Origin of the sequence: Phycicoccus jejuensis, from assembly GCF_000720925.1 — a bacterium.
GTDB classification, from domain to species: domain Bacteria; phylum Actinomycetota; class Actinomycetes; order Actinomycetales; family Dermatophilaceae; genus Phycicoccus; species Phycicoccus jejuensis.
In genome coordinates this window covers 659,113-675,021 of the sequence record NZ_JOEE01000001.1, presented here as the reverse complement: position 1 = coordinate 675,021, position 15,909 = coordinate 659,113, and the positions used below count along the sequence as shown (strand labels likewise).

Annotated in this window: 14 protein-coding genes; 3 read left to right on the top strand and 11 right to left on the bottom strand. The window is 75.5% G+C overall.

Going from position 1 to position 15,909, the window contains the following annotated elements; genetic code table 11:
* Positions 1-50: 50 nt before the first annotated feature.
* Together IG69_RS0103300 and pepN are read right to left on the bottom strand one after the other, a co-directional pair.
* On the bottom strand, positions 51-1,577 hold the full coding sequence (locus tag IG69_RS0103300; protein ID WP_030526755.1) for a S8 family peptidase: 1,527 nt from the start codon (positions 1,575-1,577) through the stop codon (positions 51-53).
* A gap of 138 nt (positions 1,578-1,715) precedes the next feature.
* Positions 1,716-4,199 (bottom strand): aminopeptidase N, encoded by a 2,484-nt coding sequence (gene pepN, locus IG69_RS0103295; RefSeq protein WP_030526754.1) that lies wholly within the window; start codon positions 4,197-4,199, stop codon positions 1,716-1,718.
* Positions 4,200-4,256: 57 nt separating this feature from the next.
* On the opposite strand from pepN, the gene IG69_RS0103290 reads away from it, so the two are divergent.
* From IG69_RS0103290 to IG69_RS0103280, 3 genes are read left to right on the top strand one after another with little or no spacing between them, the layout of a single operon-like run.
* Positions 4,257-5,678 (top strand): glycoside hydrolase family 3 protein, encoded by a 1,422-nt coding sequence (locus tag IG69_RS0103290; RefSeq protein ID WP_051750113.1) that lies wholly within the window; start codon positions 4,257-4,259, stop codon positions 5,676-5,678.
* Between the two features lie 10 nt (positions 5,679-5,688).
* Positions 5,689-6,477 (top strand): glucosamine-6-phosphate deaminase, encoded by a 789-nt coding sequence (locus IG69_RS0103285; RefSeq protein ID WP_030526752.1) that lies wholly within the window; start codon positions 5,689-5,691, stop codon positions 6,475-6,477.
* Positions 6,478-6,535: 58 nt separating this feature from the next.
* The gene (locus tag IG69_RS0103280) at positions 6,536-7,132 is read left to right on the top strand and encodes a GNAT family N-acetyltransferase (protein WP_030526751.1); all 597 of its coding nucleotides are present in this window, start codon (positions 6,536-6,538) and stop codon (positions 7,130-7,132) included.
* 12 nt (positions 7,133-7,144) lie between these two features.
* On the opposite strand, the gene htpX is transcribed toward IG69_RS0103280, so the two are convergent.
* The 9 genes from htpX to IG69_RS0103235 are packed head-to-tail and all read right to left on the bottom strand — an operon-like array spanning position 7,145 to position 15,806.
* Positions 7,145-8,032, bottom strand: coding sequence for a zinc metalloprotease HtpX (htpX, locus tag IG69_RS0103275; protein ID WP_030526750.1), 888 nt, complete (start codon positions 8,030-8,032; stop codon positions 7,145-7,147).
* Positions 8,033-8,079: 47 nt separating this feature from the next.
* Positions 8,080-9,540 (bottom strand): proton-conducting transporter transmembrane domain-containing protein, encoded by a 1,461-nt coding sequence (locus IG69_RS0103270; protein WP_030526749.1) that lies wholly within the window; start codon positions 9,538-9,540, stop codon positions 8,080-8,082.
* Positions 9,537-11,012, bottom strand: coding sequence for a complex I subunit 4 family protein (locus tag IG69_RS0103265; protein ID WP_245616063.1), 1,476 nt, complete (start codon positions 11,010-11,012; stop codon positions 9,537-9,539). The genes IG69_RS0103270 and IG69_RS0103265 overlap by 4 nt, the downstream gene beginning before the upstream one ends.
* The gene (locus IG69_RS0103260; RefSeq protein ID WP_030526747.1) at positions 11,009-12,886 is read right to left on the bottom strand and encodes an NADH-quinone oxidoreductase subunit 5 family protein; all 1,878 of its coding nucleotides are present in this window, start codon (positions 12,884-12,886) and stop codon (positions 11,009-11,011) included. The genes IG69_RS0103265 and IG69_RS0103260 overlap by 4 nt, the downstream gene beginning before the upstream one ends.
* The gene (gene nuoK, locus IG69_RS0103255; protein WP_030526746.1) at positions 12,883-13,197 is read right to left on the bottom strand and encodes an NADH-quinone oxidoreductase subunit NuoK; all 315 of its coding nucleotides are present in this window, start codon (positions 13,195-13,197) and stop codon (positions 12,883-12,885) included. The genes IG69_RS0103260 and nuoK overlap by 4 nt, the downstream gene beginning before the upstream one ends.
* Entirely contained in the window at positions 13,194-13,712 is a 519-nt protein-coding gene (locus IG69_RS0103250) for an NADH-quinone oxidoreductase subunit J family protein (protein WP_030526745.1), read from the bottom strand. Before IG69_RS0103250 ends, nuoK begins: the two co-directional genes overlap by 4 nt.
* Complete coding sequence (locus IG69_RS0103245; protein ID WP_157577315.1) at positions 13,709-14,338, bottom strand: NuoI/complex I 23 kDa subunit family protein; 630 nt, start codon at positions 14,336-14,338, stop codon at positions 13,709-13,711. The genes IG69_RS0103250 and IG69_RS0103245 overlap by 4 nt, the downstream gene beginning before the upstream one ends.
* Complete coding sequence (locus tag IG69_RS0103240) at positions 14,332-15,288, bottom strand: complex I subunit 1/NuoH family protein (RefSeq protein ID WP_030526743.1); 957 nt, start codon at positions 15,286-15,288, stop codon at positions 14,332-14,334. Before IG69_RS0103240 ends, IG69_RS0103245 begins: the two co-directional genes overlap by 7 nt.
* Positions 15,285-15,806, bottom strand: a complete 522-nt coding sequence (locus IG69_RS0103235; RefSeq protein ID WP_030526742.1) for an NADH-quinone oxidoreductase subunit C — start codon at positions 15,804-15,806, stop codon at positions 15,285-15,287. Before IG69_RS0103235 ends, IG69_RS0103240 begins: the two co-directional genes overlap by 4 nt.
* Positions 15,807-15,909: the final 103 nt, after the last annotated feature.

Here is a 15,909-nt window from a genome sequence, read left to right as displayed (position 1 = left end):
CCCCCACCACCACCAGCACCACCACTGGTGCTGGTGGTGGTGGTACGGCGTCAGCTCACCGCGTCGAGGGCGTCGACCATGCCCTCGCCGAAGTAGCTGTTGTCGCTCGCCGGACCGACACAGGGGACGCCGGCGGTGGCCGCCGAGCACGCCGCGTCGTCGGCCTGGCTGCGCAGCTTCTCGATCATCTGCGCCGGGGTCCAGGTCGGGTGCACCGACTTCATGAGGGCGAGGACGCCGGCCACGTGCGGCGAGGCCATCGAGGTCCCGCTCTTGAGGCCGTAGCCGTTGTCCCGCACGACGGTCGAGAGGATCGACGAGCCGGGGGCGGTGACGTCGATGACGCCGAGCCCGCGGTTCGAGAAGCTCGAGAGGCGGAAGTCCAGCGTGCCGGCCGGGAAGCGCTGCGCGGACGACACCGTGACGACGCCGTCGAGCTCGGTCGGGATGTCGTGGCACCCATTGTTGAGCGTCCGGGTGACCGACGTCGTGTCGTTCGGGCTACCGGTGTCGGTGAGGAGCGTCTTGTCGGCGAGGTCCTTGCCGGAGTTTCCGGCGGCGGCCGCGTGGACGACACCCTGCTTCGTCGACCAGGTGACGGCGCGACGCACGGCCTCCTTGGCGGCGGCCTGATCGGGCTGGTCGTCGCACCAGAACTCGAACGGGTCGACGTAGTAGCTGTTGTTCGTGACGTCCATCTTCTTCAGGCCCGCCTCGACGAAGCCGCAGACGGCGTACTCGGGGTAGATGAACCCGTCGTCGTTGACGACCTTGACCGAGGCCATCCGCACGTTCGGCGCGACGCCGACGATGCCGACGCCGTTGCGCGCGGCGCCGATCGTGCCGGCGACGTGGGTGCCGTGGTCGCTCGTCGTCGGCTCCCAGCCCGTGCTGCTCGGGCGGCCGGAGTCGGTGCAGTTCACCGAGTTCCGCACGTCGAGGTTGGCGACGAGGTCGGGGTGGTCGGCGTCGATCCCGCTGTCGAGCACACCGACGAGCACGTTGCGCGAGCCGTCGGTGATCCGGTGGGCCTGATCGGCCTTGATCATCTGCATGTCCCACTGCTCGGACTCGCGCGGGTCCGTCGTCGCGGCCGGCGTCGTGCCGGCCTCGATGTCGCCGTTCGCCGGCTTCTTCGCGCCGTTCTTGTACGCGGAGGCGCCCTTGCGCCACGTCGTCGCGAGGTCGGACGGCGTGCCCTCCGAGACCGGCGCGGTGCGCGTGGCGCCGACCGACTCGAGCGCGTTGCCCGCGGCCTTCGCGACATCGGCGCGGAACGCGGCCCGGTCGGAGTGGGCGACGACGACGCCGATCTGCGGCCAGGCCTGGACGACGACGCCGCCGGAGCGCTGGACCGCCTTGCTGACGACGTTGACCTGTCCGGGGTTGGCGTGCTTGGCGTTGAGGACGTAGCTGAAGACCTCGCCGTCGGGGGTGACGATCGGTACCGGGGTCGACGGGGGCTCGGCGGTCGGCGCGGCCGGCGCGGCCGCGGCGGAGCCGGCGAGCAGGGCGCCGCCGATCGCCACCGCGGAGGCCGCGGCGGCGAGTCGACGGGTGTGGGTGTGACGGGGCACGGGGTGTCCTCCTGAGAGATGCCTGTGGGCTCGGGTGGTGCCCCGCGATCATCACCCGGCCGGCGCGACCTCGCATCCTGAGAGCGCAACCACGCGGGTTCTCGGCTGTGCCACAACCCCTTCTCGCGAGCCGGGGCCTCAGGCGAAGCGGCGGTGGGACGCCAGCGCCTCGCGCAGCACGTGGTCCTCGTCGAGCAGCGCGCGGGTGACGCCGGGCGAGATGTCGCGCCGGGTCAGCAGCGCGGCGGAGGCCCGCCGGGTCGCGTCCTCGACGACCCACTTGGGGTGCAGGGCGGTCGCGACCCGCGAGAGCGCGTCCTCGCCCATCCGCTCACCCATCCGCGCGAGGAGGTCGCCGACGCGGTCGACGTACGGCCGGACGAGCTCGGTGTCGGCGCCGACCCAGAAGCCGCGGGCGAGCTCGAGGGCGGCGTAGTTCGACAGGTCCGGGTCGTCGGCCAGCCGCGACCACGCCCACTCCTTGGCCTCGGCGGTCGGGCGCGCGGCCCGCACGCCGAGCGCGGCCAGCCGGCCGGCGAGGGAGCGGTCCCCCTCCTCCGCCCGGGCCAAGGCGGCGTCGTCGAGGGCACCGAGGGCCGCGAGGCGGCGCAGGACGATCCAGCGGAAGTCCTCGTCGTCGGTCAGCGCGGGCGGCAGCCCCTCGCCGGCGGCCCACCGCTGCAGCCGCTCGACGTCGGAGCCGGTGCGGCCCCACACGCGAGCGGCGACCAGGGCCAGGGCGTCCCCCGACGGCCCCTCGGTGGCGGTGGCCCGGTCTGCGAGGACGTCGGCGGCGAGCGCGACCCGTTCGAGCGCCTCGCCCTGCTCCTCGGGGCGCAGGAAGAGCGGGATGACCGACGACGTCGCGGCGAGCGGGACGCGGGTGAGCACCGAGGCGTCGTCCTCGCGCGGCCAGGCGCTCTCGACGAGGTCGACGACGAGCCGGGGGTCGACCTCGGCGCGGGCCATCCCCCCGAGGAGGGAGGTCCAGACGACCGCACGCGCGAGCGGGTCGGGGACGTCGGAGAACCCGCCGAGCAGGCCGTCGAGCGTCTCCTCGTCGAGGGCGACCTCGGCCCACGTGAGGTCCGCGGCGTTGGGGACGACGAGGGCGTGCGCCGGCAGCTCGCGCACGCCGTCGACGCCGACCGTGTCGCCGTCGAGGACGACCTCGGCGCGCAGGACCTCGCGGTCGCCGTCGAAGGCCGCGACGTCGAGGGTGTGGGGCCGGTCGGCCAAACGGTCCGCCGGGGCGCGCCGGGTCAGGGTGCCGTCGCGACGCAGGGCGAGCCGGTCGGCACCGGAGGTGCGCAGCCAGGCCTGCGCCCAGCCGTCGAGGTCGCGGCCGGCGGCGCGGGCCATCGCGTCGAGGAACTCCGCGAGCTCGCCGTTGCCGAAGGCGTGACCGCGCAGGTAGTCCGAGACCCCCGCGACGAACGCGTCGTCGCCGATGTGCGCGATGAGCTGGCGCAGCACCGACGCGCCCTTCGCGTACGAGATGCCGTCGAAGTTCTGCAGCGCCGAGAGCGCGTCCGGCGCAGGCGAGCCCGCGACGGGGTGCGTGCTCGGCGAGCGCTCGGCCGCGTAGCCCCAGAGCTTGCGGACGACGGCGAACTCGACCCACGCCTCGTCGGCCCCGAGCGCCTCGGTCGACGCGCGGTAGGCCATGTACTCGGCGAAGGACTCGTTGAGCCACAGGTCGTCCCACCACCGCATCGTCACGAGGTCGCCGAACCACATGTGCGCCATCTCGTGGGCGATCGTGTTGTCGCGCTCGAGGAGCTGGTCCGGGGTCGCGGCGCCGCGGAAGACGTAGGTGTCGCGGAACGTCACGCAGCCCGGGTTCTCCATCGCGCCGGCGTTGAACTCCGGGACGAAGACCTGGTGGTACTCGCCGAAGGGGTACCGGATGCCGAACATCCGGTGGTAGTGGTCGAAGCAGGCGCGCGTCGTCTGGAACATCTGCTCCGCCTGCTCGCGCAGCGGCCCGGCGAGCGAGCGACGGGCGTGCAGCCCGAGCGGGATGCCGTCGTGCTCGGCGGTGACCGACTCCCACGGGCCGGCGCACACGGTGACGAAGTACGTGGCGAGCGGCTGCGTCGTCGCGAGCTCCCAGCGGCCGGCCGAGACCTGCTGCGCCGCACCGTTGCCCACGACGCTCCAGTGCTGCGGGGTCGTGACGTGCACGGTGTAGGGGACCTTGAGGTCCGGCTGGTCGAAGCACGCGAAGACGCGCGGCGCGGCGTCGAGGAAGAGGTGGCCGTAGACGTAGTCCTCGTCGTCGGCGGGGTCGGTGGAACGGTGCAGCCCCTGGCCGTCGTGACCGTAGGCCATCGTCGCCTCGACCTCGAGGACGTTCTCGGCGGCCAGGCCGTCGAGCGGGAGGCGGCCGTCGTCGAGCGCGGCGGGGTCGAGGGCGCGGCCGTTGAGCGTCACGCCGTGCAGCTCGACCGGGCGCAGGTCGACGAAGGTCGAGCCGCCGGCGTCGGCGCTCGTGAAGCGCAGGACGGTGCGGGAGCCGAAGACCTCGGCGCCGCGGTCCAGGTCGAGGTCGACCTCGACGGCGTCGACGGTGATCAGGGCGGCGCGGGCGACGGCCTCGTCGCGGGTCAGGGACGGCATGGGCCCACCCAACCAGACGCGGACGGCGCCGCCCAGCCCGGTGGCTAGCATCCGGGGATGGCCACCGTCGACCCGCGGGACGTCACCGCCGTCCTCCAGCCGGGGTTCGTCGGCACCGACGTCCCGGCGTGGGTGCGCTCGGCCCACGTCGAGGGGCTCGTGTCGGTCTGCCTCTACGGCGACAACGTCGGGCCGGCCGGCGGCGTCGCCGAGGTGTGCGCAGCGCTGCGCCGCGACCTGCCGGGTGTCCTCGTCGCCGCCGACGAGGAGGGCGGGGACGTCACCCGTCTGCACTACCCCGGTGGCTCGACGTCCGTCGGCAACGCGGTGCTCGGACGGCTCGACGACCCCGCCCTCACCCGCCGCGCGGCGGCCGGCATCGGCGCCGAGCTCTCCGCCCTCGGCATCGGGCTGGACCTCGCCCCCGTCGTCGACGTCAACTCCTCGCCGCGCAACCCCGTCATCGGCGTGCGCTCCTTCGGCGACGACCCCGTGGCGGTGGGGCGCCACACGGCCGCCTGGGTGGAAGGGCTGCAGGGCACGGGGATCGCCGCCTGCGCCAAGCACTTCCCCGGCCACGGCGACACCGTGGCCGACTCGCACCACGACCTGCCGCGCGTCGACGCGTCGCCGGAGGTGCTCCGTGAGCGCGAGCTCGTCCCGTTCCGGGCGGCGGTCGCGGCCGGCGTCGCGTGCGTCATGACGTCGCACATCGTCGTGCCGGCCCTCGACGCGGACCGCCCGGCGACGTTCTCGCCCACCGTCCTGCGCGTGCTGCGCGACGAGCTCGGCTTCGACGGCGTGGTCGTCAGCGACGCCCTCGACATGGCGGGGGCCAGCGCCGGGACCGGCATCCCGGAGGCCGCGGTGCGTGCGCTCGCCGCCGGCGTCGACCTGCTCTGCCTCGGGTCGGCCACCGGCCCGGAGCTCTTCGACGCGGTGCGCGACGCGGTGTCCACGGCGGTCGCGGACGGCCGGCTGCCCGCCGCGCGGCTCGCCGAGGCGGCCACCCGTGTGCGTGCGCTCGCCGACCGGTGGGCGAGCCCCGCTCCCCCCGCGTCACCGCCGGAGCTGCCGCCCGTCGAGGCGGTCGCGCCCGCCCTCACCCTCTCCGCCGACGCACGCGCCTTCGCGGCCGACCCCGCCCCGCTCGCCGTCGTCCAGGTGGCGAGCGGGAGCAACCTCGCGGTCGGCGCGGTCGCGTGGGGCCCGGCCGCGCTCGGCGCTGCGGTCGCCGAGGACGAGGTGCCGGCCGGTGCGCGGGTGGCCGTCGTCGGCCGCTCGGTCGACGCCGAGCATCCCGCGCACACCGTCGCCGACCGGCTCCGGGCGCGGGGGCACCGGGTCGTCCTCGTCGAGTGCGGGTGGCCGCGCGCGGCCGTCGACATCGTGACCTGGGGCGCCTCGCCGGTGCTCGCGCGGGCGCTGCTCACGACCCTCGGGGCGCCGGCCCCGCGCGTCCCGACCGGCAGCCCCTAGGCTGGCCGTGATGGAGATCCTCGTCAGCCCCGGACCCGACGACACCGCGTCCCGCGCCGCCGAGGTGGTGCTCGCCGGGCTGCGGCGCCCCGGTGGCCACGCGTCGGTCCTCGGCCTCGCGACCGGCTCCTCGCCGCTCGGCCTCTACCGCGAGCTGGGCCGCGCCGTCGCCGAGGGGCGCGCGGACTTCTCGACCACCTACGGCGTCGCGCTCGACGAGTACGTGGGGCTGCCGCCGGGACACCCGGAGGGCTACCGCCAGGTGCTGCTGCGTGAGGTGTGCGGGGTCATCGGGCTGGCGCCCGAGCGGCTCGAGGTGCCCGACGGATCGGCCACCGACGCCGACGCGCTCGAGGCCGCGGCCGCCGCGTACGAGGCGCGGATCGCCGAGCTCGGCGGGGTCGACGTCCAGGTCCTCGGCATCGGCGCCAACGGGCACCTCGGGTTCAACGAGCCGGGCTCCGCACTCGCGTCGCGCACCCGCGTCAAGCGCCTCTCGGCCCGCACCCGCCGCGACAACGCCCGCTTCTTCACCGGCCTCGACGACGTGCCGACCCACTGCCTGACCCAGGGCCTCGGCACCATCCTCGCCGCGCGGCGCCTGGTGCTCGTCGCGACCGGGGACACCAAGGCCGAGGCAGTGGCGGCGGCGCTCGAGGGGCCGCTCACCGCGTCCGTGCCGGCGTCGGTCCTCCAGTGGCACCCCGACACCGTCGTCTGCCTCGACGAGGCGGCCGCCGCCGGGCTGCGCAACCGCCAGTACTACGACGACTCCGCGGCCGGCCTGCCCGGCACCTGACGCGCTCCCGAGGGCAAGCGGACGCGTTCCGTCCGGTCTCGCGCCTACTGTGGCGCCCATGGTCGACGTCGACACCTCACGCCTCACGGTCCGCCCGCTCGGCCCCGACACCTGGCCGGCGTGGGAGGCGCTCGTGGCCCGCCACGGTGGCGTGTTCGGCGGCTGCTGGTGCACGTGGTTCCACACGATGGCCGCCGAGAAGACCAGGGACGCCGACGACAACCACGCGCTCAAGGCGCGGCTGGTCGCCGAGGACCGCGCGCACGCCGCGGTGGTGCTCGACGGTGACGAGGCGGTCGCCTGGGCCCAGTACGGCCCGCCGGCCGAGCTGCCGAACATCCACCACCGCGCGGAGTACGAGAAGGGGCTCACCAGCCCGCCCGACTACCGGGTCACGTGCTTCTTCGTCGACCGCCGCTACCGACGGCAGGGCGTCGCCGAGGTCGCGCTGCGGGGCGTCGTCGACCTCGTCGCGCAGTCCGGCGGTGGTGTGCTCGAGGGCTACCCGCACGACCTGACCGGCGCGACGAAGAAGGTCAGCTCCTCGTTCCTCTACGCCACGACGCGCTCGATGTTCGAGCGCGTCGGCTTCGAGCTCGAGCGGCCGAAGGGGCAGCGCAACACGGTGATGCGCCTCGTCGTCCCGCCGGCCTGAGCAGCGACGGGGTCAGCGCGGGTCGATGCGGTGGCCGTAGGCCATCTGCTCGAGGCGGGCGATGCGCTCGGCCATCGGCGGGTGGGTCGACATCATCCGGCTGACGTCCTGGGCGCGGAACGGGTTCGCGATCATCATGTGGCTCGCGTTGACCAGCTGCGAGGTCGGCGCGAGCGGGGCGCGGGCGACGCCGAGCTCGAGCTTGCGCAGGGCGCTCGCGAGGGCGAGCGGGTCGCCGGTCAGGGCGGCGCCGTCCTCGTCGGCGTCGTACTCACGGGTGCGCGAGATCGCCATCTGCACGAAGACGGCGGCGATGGGGGCGAGCAGCGCGAGCGCGAGGCCGGCGATGGGGTTGCGGTCCTCGTCGTTGCTGCCACCGAACAGCGCGCTGAAGGTGAGGAACTGGCCGATCGAGGAGATGACCCCGGCGATGGCGGCCGCGACCGAGCCGGTGAGGATGTCGCGGTTGTAGACGTGCATCAGCTCGTGCCCGAGCACCCCGCGCAGCTCGCGCTCGTCGAGCAGGCCGAGGATGCCCTCGGTGCAGCAGACGGCGGCGTTCTCGGGGTTGCGACCGGTCGCGAAGGCGTTGGGGGCCTGCGTCGGCGAGATGTACAGGCGCGGCATCGGCTTGCCGGCGCGGGTGGAGAGCTCGCGGACGATCCGGTACATCGCGGGGGCCTGCGCCTCGGTGACCGGGTAGGCACGCATGGCCTTGATGGCGAGCTTGTCGGAGTTCCAGTAGCCGTACGCCGTGGTCCCGAGGCCGATGAGGGCGAAGACGAGGATGAAGATGCTGCTCCCCGTGCCCTGCGCGACGGCGAACCCGATGACGAGCAGGATGGCCCAGAGCCCGCCGAGCAGCCCGGCGGTCTTGAGGCCGTTGAAGTGGTTGTGCATGTGGGGTGAACGCCCGCGGCCCGCGTTTCAGTTCCGGGCCGTCGACGTCAGGACAGGCCGCCGACGAGGAGCTGCGGCAGGGCGCTGACCAGCACGAGGACCACGGTGCCGGCGACGACGACCACGCGCGTCGAGCGGCCGTGCGCGGTGTCGCCGGCCTCCTCGCCCGGGCCGTCGGCGGGCTCCGGACGGGCCAGGAGGACGGCGACCCATCGCAGGTACACCGCGAGCCCGAGGACGACGGCGACGACGCCCGCCGCGGCCACCGGCCAGACCCCTGCCGCGACCGGCGCCGACAGCGCGAGGACCTTGACGACGAGCCCGATGACGCCCGGCGGCAGCCCGGCGAGGACGAGCAGGGCCAGGCCGAGGGCGCCGCCGGCGAGCGGGTCGCGGCGCAGCAGCCCGCGGGTGCCGGCCAGCGTCCGGGCGCCGGTGCGGGCGACGACGGCGAGGGCCACGGTCGTCGCCGCGGCGTAGGTGACGACGTAGGCGGCCGCGGCCCGCAGGCCGGTCGCCGAGACCGCCGTCAGCGGCACGACGACCCATCCGGCCTGCGCGATCGTCGACCACGCGAGCAGGCGGACCGGGTCGTCCTGGCGCAGGGCGACGACGGTGCCGAGCAGGAGCGACGCGACGGCGGGCAGGCCGAGCAGGACGGCGACGGCCGGCCCCGGCGCCGCCCCGACGAGGGCGGACACGACGACGAGGAGCGCCGCCACGGCCGAGACCTTGGAGGCGGCGGCGAGGAACAGGGTGGTGCCGAGGTCGGCGGCGGCGTAGGCCTGGGGGGTCCACGCGTGGAACGGCACGAGAGAGAGCTTGAAGCCGAGCCCGGCGACGAGCAGGGTCACGGCGAGGACGAGGACGCGCCGGCGGTCGGGGTCGGCCCACGCGGCGGCGACCGCCTCGGACGAGAACGTCGCGTCGGCGGTCGCGGTGAGCCAGAGGGCCGCCCCGAGGACGAGGAGCGCGAACGACGCGAGGGACGTGACGAGCAGGCTCAGCGCGCCGTGCGCGGCGGACCGGGTGCCGCGCAGCGCGACGAGCGCGACGACGGGGACGGTGGCGAGCTCGAGCGCGACGAGCCACGACCCGAGGTCGCGGGCGGCGGCGACGGCGACCCCGCCGGTCGCGGACGCCAGGAGCAGGGTGGCGGTGACGGCGGTGTCGCGCCGGCCGGCCCGGCCGTCGTGCAGCAGGGCGAGGGCGGCCGCCGAGGCGAGGAGGACCGCGGCCTGGAGCGTCGAGGTGCGCGGGCCGGCCGTCCAGAGGCAGGCACCGTCGGGCGCCGGGAGGCAGAGGGTGCGCAGGGGCTCGAGCTCGGAGCCGAGGCTGCCGCGCAGCGCGACCAGCGCACCGGCGACCAGAACGACCCCCGCCAGCGGCAGCGCCCACCGCGAGCGCCCGGGTCGCACGGCGTCGCCGACGAGGACGAGGACGACCCCGAGGACGGGAGCCAGGGCCGGGGCGAGGACGACAGCGTCGACGGACACGAGCGAGGTCATCGCGCACCCCCCAGCGCGGCGACGGCGTCGTGCGTCACCGACAGCAGGAGCATCGGGGCGACCCCGAGGAGGACGACGAGCGCGGAGAGGCCGCCCAGCACCCAGCGCTCGACGCCGACGGTGTCGGGGGTCGCGGGCGACTCGGGGTCGGGTCGGTCGCCGGACCACACGAGGCCGGCGACGCGCAGGGCGTAGGCCGCCGCGAGCGCAGCGCCGACCGCGGCGACGACGGCGCACGAGAGGAGGACGGCACCGGGGCGGTCATCAGCCGGCCGCCAGGCCGCGTAGATCGCGAGGAGCTCACCCCAGAAGCCCGCGAGGCCCGGCAGGCCGAGGCTCCCGGCGAGACCGAGGAGGAGGACGAACCCGAGCCGGGGCGAGGTCTCGCGCAGGGCGGGCCGGCGGACCGTGAGGTCGACGCTCCCCCACCGGTGCTTGAGGCCGCCGACGAGCACGAAGAGCAGCGCCGAGACGACGCCGTGCGCGATGTTGGCGTAGAGCGCGGCCTGCAGCCCGGTCTGCGACCCGCTGGCCAGCGCGAGGACGACGAAGCCCATGTGCGCGACCGACGAGTACGCGACGAGCCGCTTGAGGTCGCGCTCGACGAGGCAGACGAGCCCGCCCCAGACGATGCCGACCGCGCCCGCGACGGCGAGCACCGGCGCGAGCCGGCCGAACCCGTCGGGAACGGTGGCGACGGGCAGCCGGACCAGGCCGTAGGTGCCCATCTTGAGCAGCACGGCCGCGAGCAGGACCGACCCGGCGGTCGGGGCCGTCGTGTGCGCCGGCGGCAGCCAGGTGTGCAGCGGGAAGACCGGGACCTTGACGGCCAGCCCGGCGACGAGCAGGGCGGCGACGGCCAGCTGGGTACCCGGCGCGAGCGCCGCACCGGCCCCGCCGGCGAGCTCGCGCAGGTCCGCGGTCCCGGCCGAGAGGACGAGCAGGAGGATGCCGACGAGCATCGTCGTCGACCCCACCGCGGTGTAGAGGACGAAGCGCTGCGCGGCCTCGGTGCGGGCGCGCGGGTCGCGGGCGTCGCCGTAGCGGCCGATGAGCACCCACATCGGGACGAGGACGACCTCGAAGGCGACGAGGAAGAGGACGGCGTCGCGGGCGGTGAACGTCGCGAGCGCCCCGGCCTCGACGAGCAGCAGGCAGCCGAGGAAGGTCGCCGGGGTGCCGCCGCGCGGCACCTCGACCCAGGCGTGCGCGGTGACGACGACGCCCATGAGGGCGGTGAGCAGCACGAGCGGCACCGAGATGCCGTCGACGCCGAAGGACCACCGGACCCCGAGCTCGGGCAGCCAGGCGCGGTCGACCCCCGGGCGGGTGACGGCGACGAGGACGGCGAGGGCGAGCGTGAGGCCGGCGGTCGACGCCGCGAGCAGCCGCGCCGGTCGCACGGGCAGCGCACGCCCGCCGCTGACCAGCCAGAGGCCGACCGCGGCGGGGAGCGCGAGGAGCAGGCTCACGACCACGCGAGGACCCCCACGAGGCCGAGGACGACGACCGCCGCCAGGACCAGCCCGACGCCGGCGCTCGGCCGCTCGCCACGATGCAGGCGCACCCCGGTCCAGCCGGCGGCCCGCGTGGCGACGGCCGTGCCGCGCACGTAGGCGTCGACGACCTCGGTGTCGAGGAAGGCGACGACCCGGGCGAGGCGGACGACGGGGCGCGCGACGAGGCGCCGGTAGACGGCGTCGACGCCGAGGCCGCGGTCGGCGTGCGGGGTGAGCCGGCGGGCGAGGACCTCGGCGGGGTCGCGGTCGAAGCCGCCGCGCAGGGCGACGGCGACGCCGAGGCCGACGACGAGGACGGTGAGCAGCAGCCACAGCAGGGAGACCTCGCCGACGGCGAACGTGCCGGTGAGCAGGACGAGCCCGCCGAAGACGACGAGCACCGTGAGCACCCACAGCACGGCCGACGCGGCGGGCGTCACCCCACCGGCGGTGGGTCGCTGGCGCACGTGCGCGGTGAGCACGAGGTAGCCGCGGGTCGAGTACGCGGCGGTGACGGCGGAGGTGAGGACGAGGACGACGAGCACGACGATGCCCGGGCCGTCGCCCGCGACCGCGCCGTCCCACGCGGTCGCGAGGACGTGCTCCTTCGAGACGCCGCCGACGACGAGCGGCACCCCGGCCAGGGACAGGAAGCCGACGAGGAACGCCGCGCGCAGCACCGGCGCGGCGGCGGCGCTGCCGCGCAACGCGGTCGCGGCCGTCCCCCCGGCGGCGACCGCGGCCCAGCCGACGGCGAGGAAGAGCAGCGACTTGAAGAGCGCGTGCGACCACAGGTGCAGCAGACCGGCGTCCGGCCCGGCCCCGTCGGGCGCCGCGGCGACGGCCCCCAGCATGATGGCGACCTGGCTGACCGTCGACCACGCGAGCATCCGCTTGAGGTCGCTCTGCGCGAAGGCGAGGACGGCGGCGAGCAGCATCGTCACGGAGGCGGCCAGCCCGAGCACCCACCGAGCGCTCGGGCTGTCGGCGAGGAGCGGGAAGAGCCCGGCGAGGACGACCGTGCCGGCGGCGACCATCGTCGCGGCGTGGATGAGGGCGCTCGCCGGGGTCGGGCCCTCCATCGCGTCGGCGAGCCAGTCCTGGAAGGGGACCTGCGCCGACTTGCCGAGGACGCCGATGACGACGAGGACGAGCAGGACCGCTCGCAGCGTGGCGTCCGGGGCGCCGCAGGCCCCGAGGGCGTCGCCGAGGCTCGAGCCGCTCACGACGGCCGCGTCGATGCAGGCCGTGGGCCGGTCCCAGGCGCGGACCACGGCGCCGAGGTCGGTGGAGCGCGCCCCGGCGGCGAGACCGACGAGGCCGAGCACGAAGCCGATGTCGGCCACCCGCGTCACGAGGAACGCCTTGAGCGCGGCGCGGCGGGCGGCCGGGCGGCGCGACCAGTGGCCGATGAGGAGGTAGGAGCACCAGCCCATGACCTCCCAGCCGACGACGGTGAGGACGAGGTCGGACGAGACGACGACGAGGAGCATCGCCGCGGTGAAGAGGCTGACGGTGGCGGCGAACTGGCCGTAGCGGTCGTCGGCGGCGAGGTACCACGTCGAGTACGCCTGCACCGCGGTCGCGACGAGCGCGACGACGGCCGCCACGGCGAGGCGCACGGGGTCGGTCGCGAGGGTGAGCGGCACCTCGAGGTCGCCGAGCGGGAGCGAGGGCAGGTGACCGACGACGGTGCCCGACTGCGAGATCCACGCGACGAGGGCGAGCAGGAGGGTCACGCCGGTGCCGGTGACGGCGAGCGCGCCGGCCCAGCGGTCGTCGCGGCGGACGGCGACGCCGAGCCCGGCGGCGAGCACCGTCGGGAGGACGAGGAGCCAGGGGGTCACGGGGCGTCCTCCGGCTCGCTGCGCCGGTCGAGGTCGATGCTGCCGCGCTGCCGGAAGACCGCGAGCACGACGGCCAGGGCGACGACCACCTCCGCGGCGGCGATGGTGATGGTGAAGAGCGGCAGGACGCTGCCCGCGGCCCAGCGGTCGGCGCCCGCGGCCTGCGTCGCGACGAGGAGGACGAGCCCTCCGGAGAGGACGAGCTCGACGCCGACCAGGAGGAGGACGGCGTTGCGGCGCAACGCGATCCCGGCGACACCGAGCCCGACGAGCGCGGCGGCCAGGAGGTACGGGCCGACCAGGTGGATCACGGCGCCGTGGCCCCGTCGACGGCGCGGTCGCCCCGCGCGACCGCGAGCGCCCCGACGAGCGCGGCGAGCAGCAGCAGCGAGAGCAGCTCGAAGGGCCACACCCACGTGCCGAACAGCTGCCCGGCGACCTGGGTCGTCGTCACGTCGGCGCGCTCGACCGTGCCGTCGGCGAGCGGCACGAGCGCGGTGGCGAGCAGCCCCGCGGTCGCGAGGCCGAGCAGCCCGGCGCCGGTCGCCCGCCACCGGCCGGCCGCATGGGCGACGTCGGGGCCGATGGGGGCACGGGTGAGCATCAGGGCGAAGAGGACGAGGACGACGACCGCGCCGACGTAGACGAGGACCAGCACGAGCGCGACGAGCTCGGCGCCGAGCACGAGCAGCGACCCCGCGACCCCGAGGAGCGCGACGACGAGCCACAGCGCGGCGTGGACGACGTGGCGCGTCGTGACGGCGAAGAGACCGCCGAGCACGGCGAGCACCCCGCTCGCGGTGAACGCGGTGTCGAGCGCGGTCACGGGTCGTCCTGCGGTGGGGTGGAGGGCTGCTCGCGGACGACCTTCGGGCGGACGGTCCTCGGCGGGCGGGCCGCCCCCCCGCCGACGAGGCCGGTGCCGCGGGCGGGCCGGTTGGCGGCGGCGACCTCGGCCGGCTCGGCCGAGCGCTCGTCGAGCGCCGGCGGCGGCGGGACGGTGGGCATCCACGCTCCGAGCCGCTCCTTCTCGTGGAGCAGGTCGCGGATGTCGGTCTCGGCGTACTCGAACTGCGGGCTCCAGTGCAGCGCGTCGAAGGGGCAGACCTCGACGCAGATGCCGCAGTACATGCACAGCGAGAAGTCGATGGCGAACCGGTCGAGGACGTTGCGCTGGCGCTCGCGCCCGCCCGGCGTCGGGGCCGGGATCGTCTCCTTGTGCGAGTCGATGAAGATGCACCAGTCCGGGCACTCGCGGGCGCAGAGCATGCACGAGGTGCAGTTCTCCTCGAGCAGCGCGATGACCCCGCGGCTGCGCGGCGGCAGGCTCGGCGCGACGTCGGGGTACTCCGCGGTGTGGGTGGGACGCAACGCCGTCCGGGCGGTCGTCGCGAGCCCCTTCAGGACGCCCGGCAGCCCACCGGTCCGTCCGCGGTCGTCGGCGGTCACCATCCGAGCACCACCCCCACGCCGGTGAGCAGCAGCTGCCCGAGGGCCAGCGGCACGAGCCACAGCCAGGCCAGCCGCTGCAGCTGGTCCTCGCGCAGGCGCGGCCACGCGACCCGTACCCAGATGACGAGCAGCGCCACGACGAACCCCTTGAGCAGTGTCCAGAGCCAGCCGAGCGCGTCGGGGAGCGGGCCGTGCCAGCCGCCCAGCCACAGCGTCGCGAAGAGCAGCGACATGACGACGATGCCCGCGTACTCGGACAGGAGGAAGAAGGCGAAGCGCAGGCCGGTGTACTCGGTCCACGCGCCCATGACGAGCTCGGCGTCGGCGACCGGCATGTCGAAGGGCGGGCGCTGCAGCTCGGCGACGGCGGCGACGAGGAAGACGACGGCGCCGGGCAGCTGCCAGAGCAGCCAGAGCGGGCTCCAGCGCTCGGTGAGGACGGCCAGCGAGAGCGAACCGCCGGCCAGGGCCACCGACGCGAGGGCGAGGACGATGGGCAGCTCGTACGAGACGAGCTGGGCGGCGGCGCGCAGGCCACCGATGAGCGAGTACTTGTTGGCGCTCGACCATCCCGCCATCAACGTGCCGAGGGCGCCGACCGAGGTCGCGGCGAGGACGAGGACGAGCGAGCCCGGGACGTCGACCGCGGCGACGCCCGGGTGCACGGGGACGAGCGCGAGCGCCACGAGATAGGGCACGAGGGCGACGGCCGGGGCGAGCCGGAAGACCCAGCGGTCGGCCGCCCGCGGCGTGATGTCCTCCTTCTGGACGAACTTCACGCCGTCGGCGACGAGCTGCGCCCAGCCGTGGAAGCCGCCGGCGTACATCGGGCCGAGCCGGCCCTGCATGTGCGCCATCACCTTGTGCTCGGCCTGCCCGACGAGCAGCGGCAGGACGAGGAAGGCCGCGAGCGCCGCGACCGCGCGCAGCGTGGCCTCGAGGAGGGTCATCGCGGACCCCACTCCGGCGGCGGGACGCCCGGGGCCTGGACGCGGCGGCGGCTCGGCGAGCGCGCGCTGTCGTGACCCTCGCCCGGCTCCTTGCCGCCGGGCCAGGGCCGGCTCGCGCGGGCGGCGAGCTGGAAGGACTTGCGCAGCGGCGTGCCCTCGAAGCCGTCGGGCAGCAGGAGGGGGCGCAGGCCGAGGTCCGTGCCGTCGTCGAAGCCCTCGACGTCGATGCCGAACATCTCGTGCGTCTCGCGCTCGTGCCACGCGGCGCCGGCGAACACCGGGGTGAGCGACTGGACCGGCTCGCCGTCGGCGACACGGGTGCGCAGCAGCACCCCGCGCAGCGCGCCGGGGGTCGAGACGTCGAGGAGGTGGCAGAGGACGTCGAACCCCGGGGCTGCCTCGTCGTGGAGGCGGTCGACGGCGCTCAGCCAGTCGAAGAAGGTGTGGCCCTCGTCCCGGGCTGCGGCGACGGCGGACCGCCACCCGCCGGGCTCGACCTCACGCACCTCGTCCGCCACGTCGGGCAGCCTAGCGAGCGCGGCCGCCGGAGGGTCCGCCGCCGGGTCGGCGACCTGCGCCGAACCCCGGCGGGCGGCCCGTCGTCCTCCCTACGATGGACGG

Excerpts from the sequence above, each read along its gene's own strand:
- pepN (WP_030526754.1), bottom strand. The coding sequence starts at position 4,199 with ATGCCGTCCCTGACCCGCGACGAGGCCGTCGCCCGCGCCGCCCTGATC.
- IG69_RS0103290 (WP_051750113.1), top strand. The coding sequence starts at position 4,257 with ATGGCCACCGTCGACCCGCGGGACGTCACCGCCGTCCTCCAGCCGGGG.
- IG69_RS0103285 (WP_030526752.1), top strand. The coding sequence starts at position 5,689 with ATGGAGATCCTCGTCAGCCCCGGACCCGACGACACCGCGTCCCGCGCC.
- IG69_RS0103280 (WP_030526751.1), top strand. The coding sequence starts at position 6,536 with ATGGTCGACGTCGACACCTCACGCCTCACGGTCCGCCCGCTCGGCCCC.
- htpX (WP_030526750.1), bottom strand. The coding sequence starts at position 8,032 with ATGCACAACCACTTCAACGGCCTCAAGACCGCCGGGCTGCTCGGCGGG.
- IG69_RS0103270 (WP_030526749.1), bottom strand. The coding sequence starts at position 9,540 with ATGACCTCGCTCGTGTCCGTCGACGCTGTCGTCCTCGCCCCGGCCCTG.
- IG69_RS0103245 (WP_157577315.1), bottom strand. The coding sequence starts at position 14,338 with ATGGTGACCGCCGACGACCGCGGACGGACCGGTGGGCTGCCGGGCGTC.
- IG69_RS0103240 (WP_030526743.1), bottom strand. The coding sequence starts at position 15,288 with ATGACCCTCCTCGAGGCCACGCTGCGCGCGGTCGCGGCGCTCGCGGCC.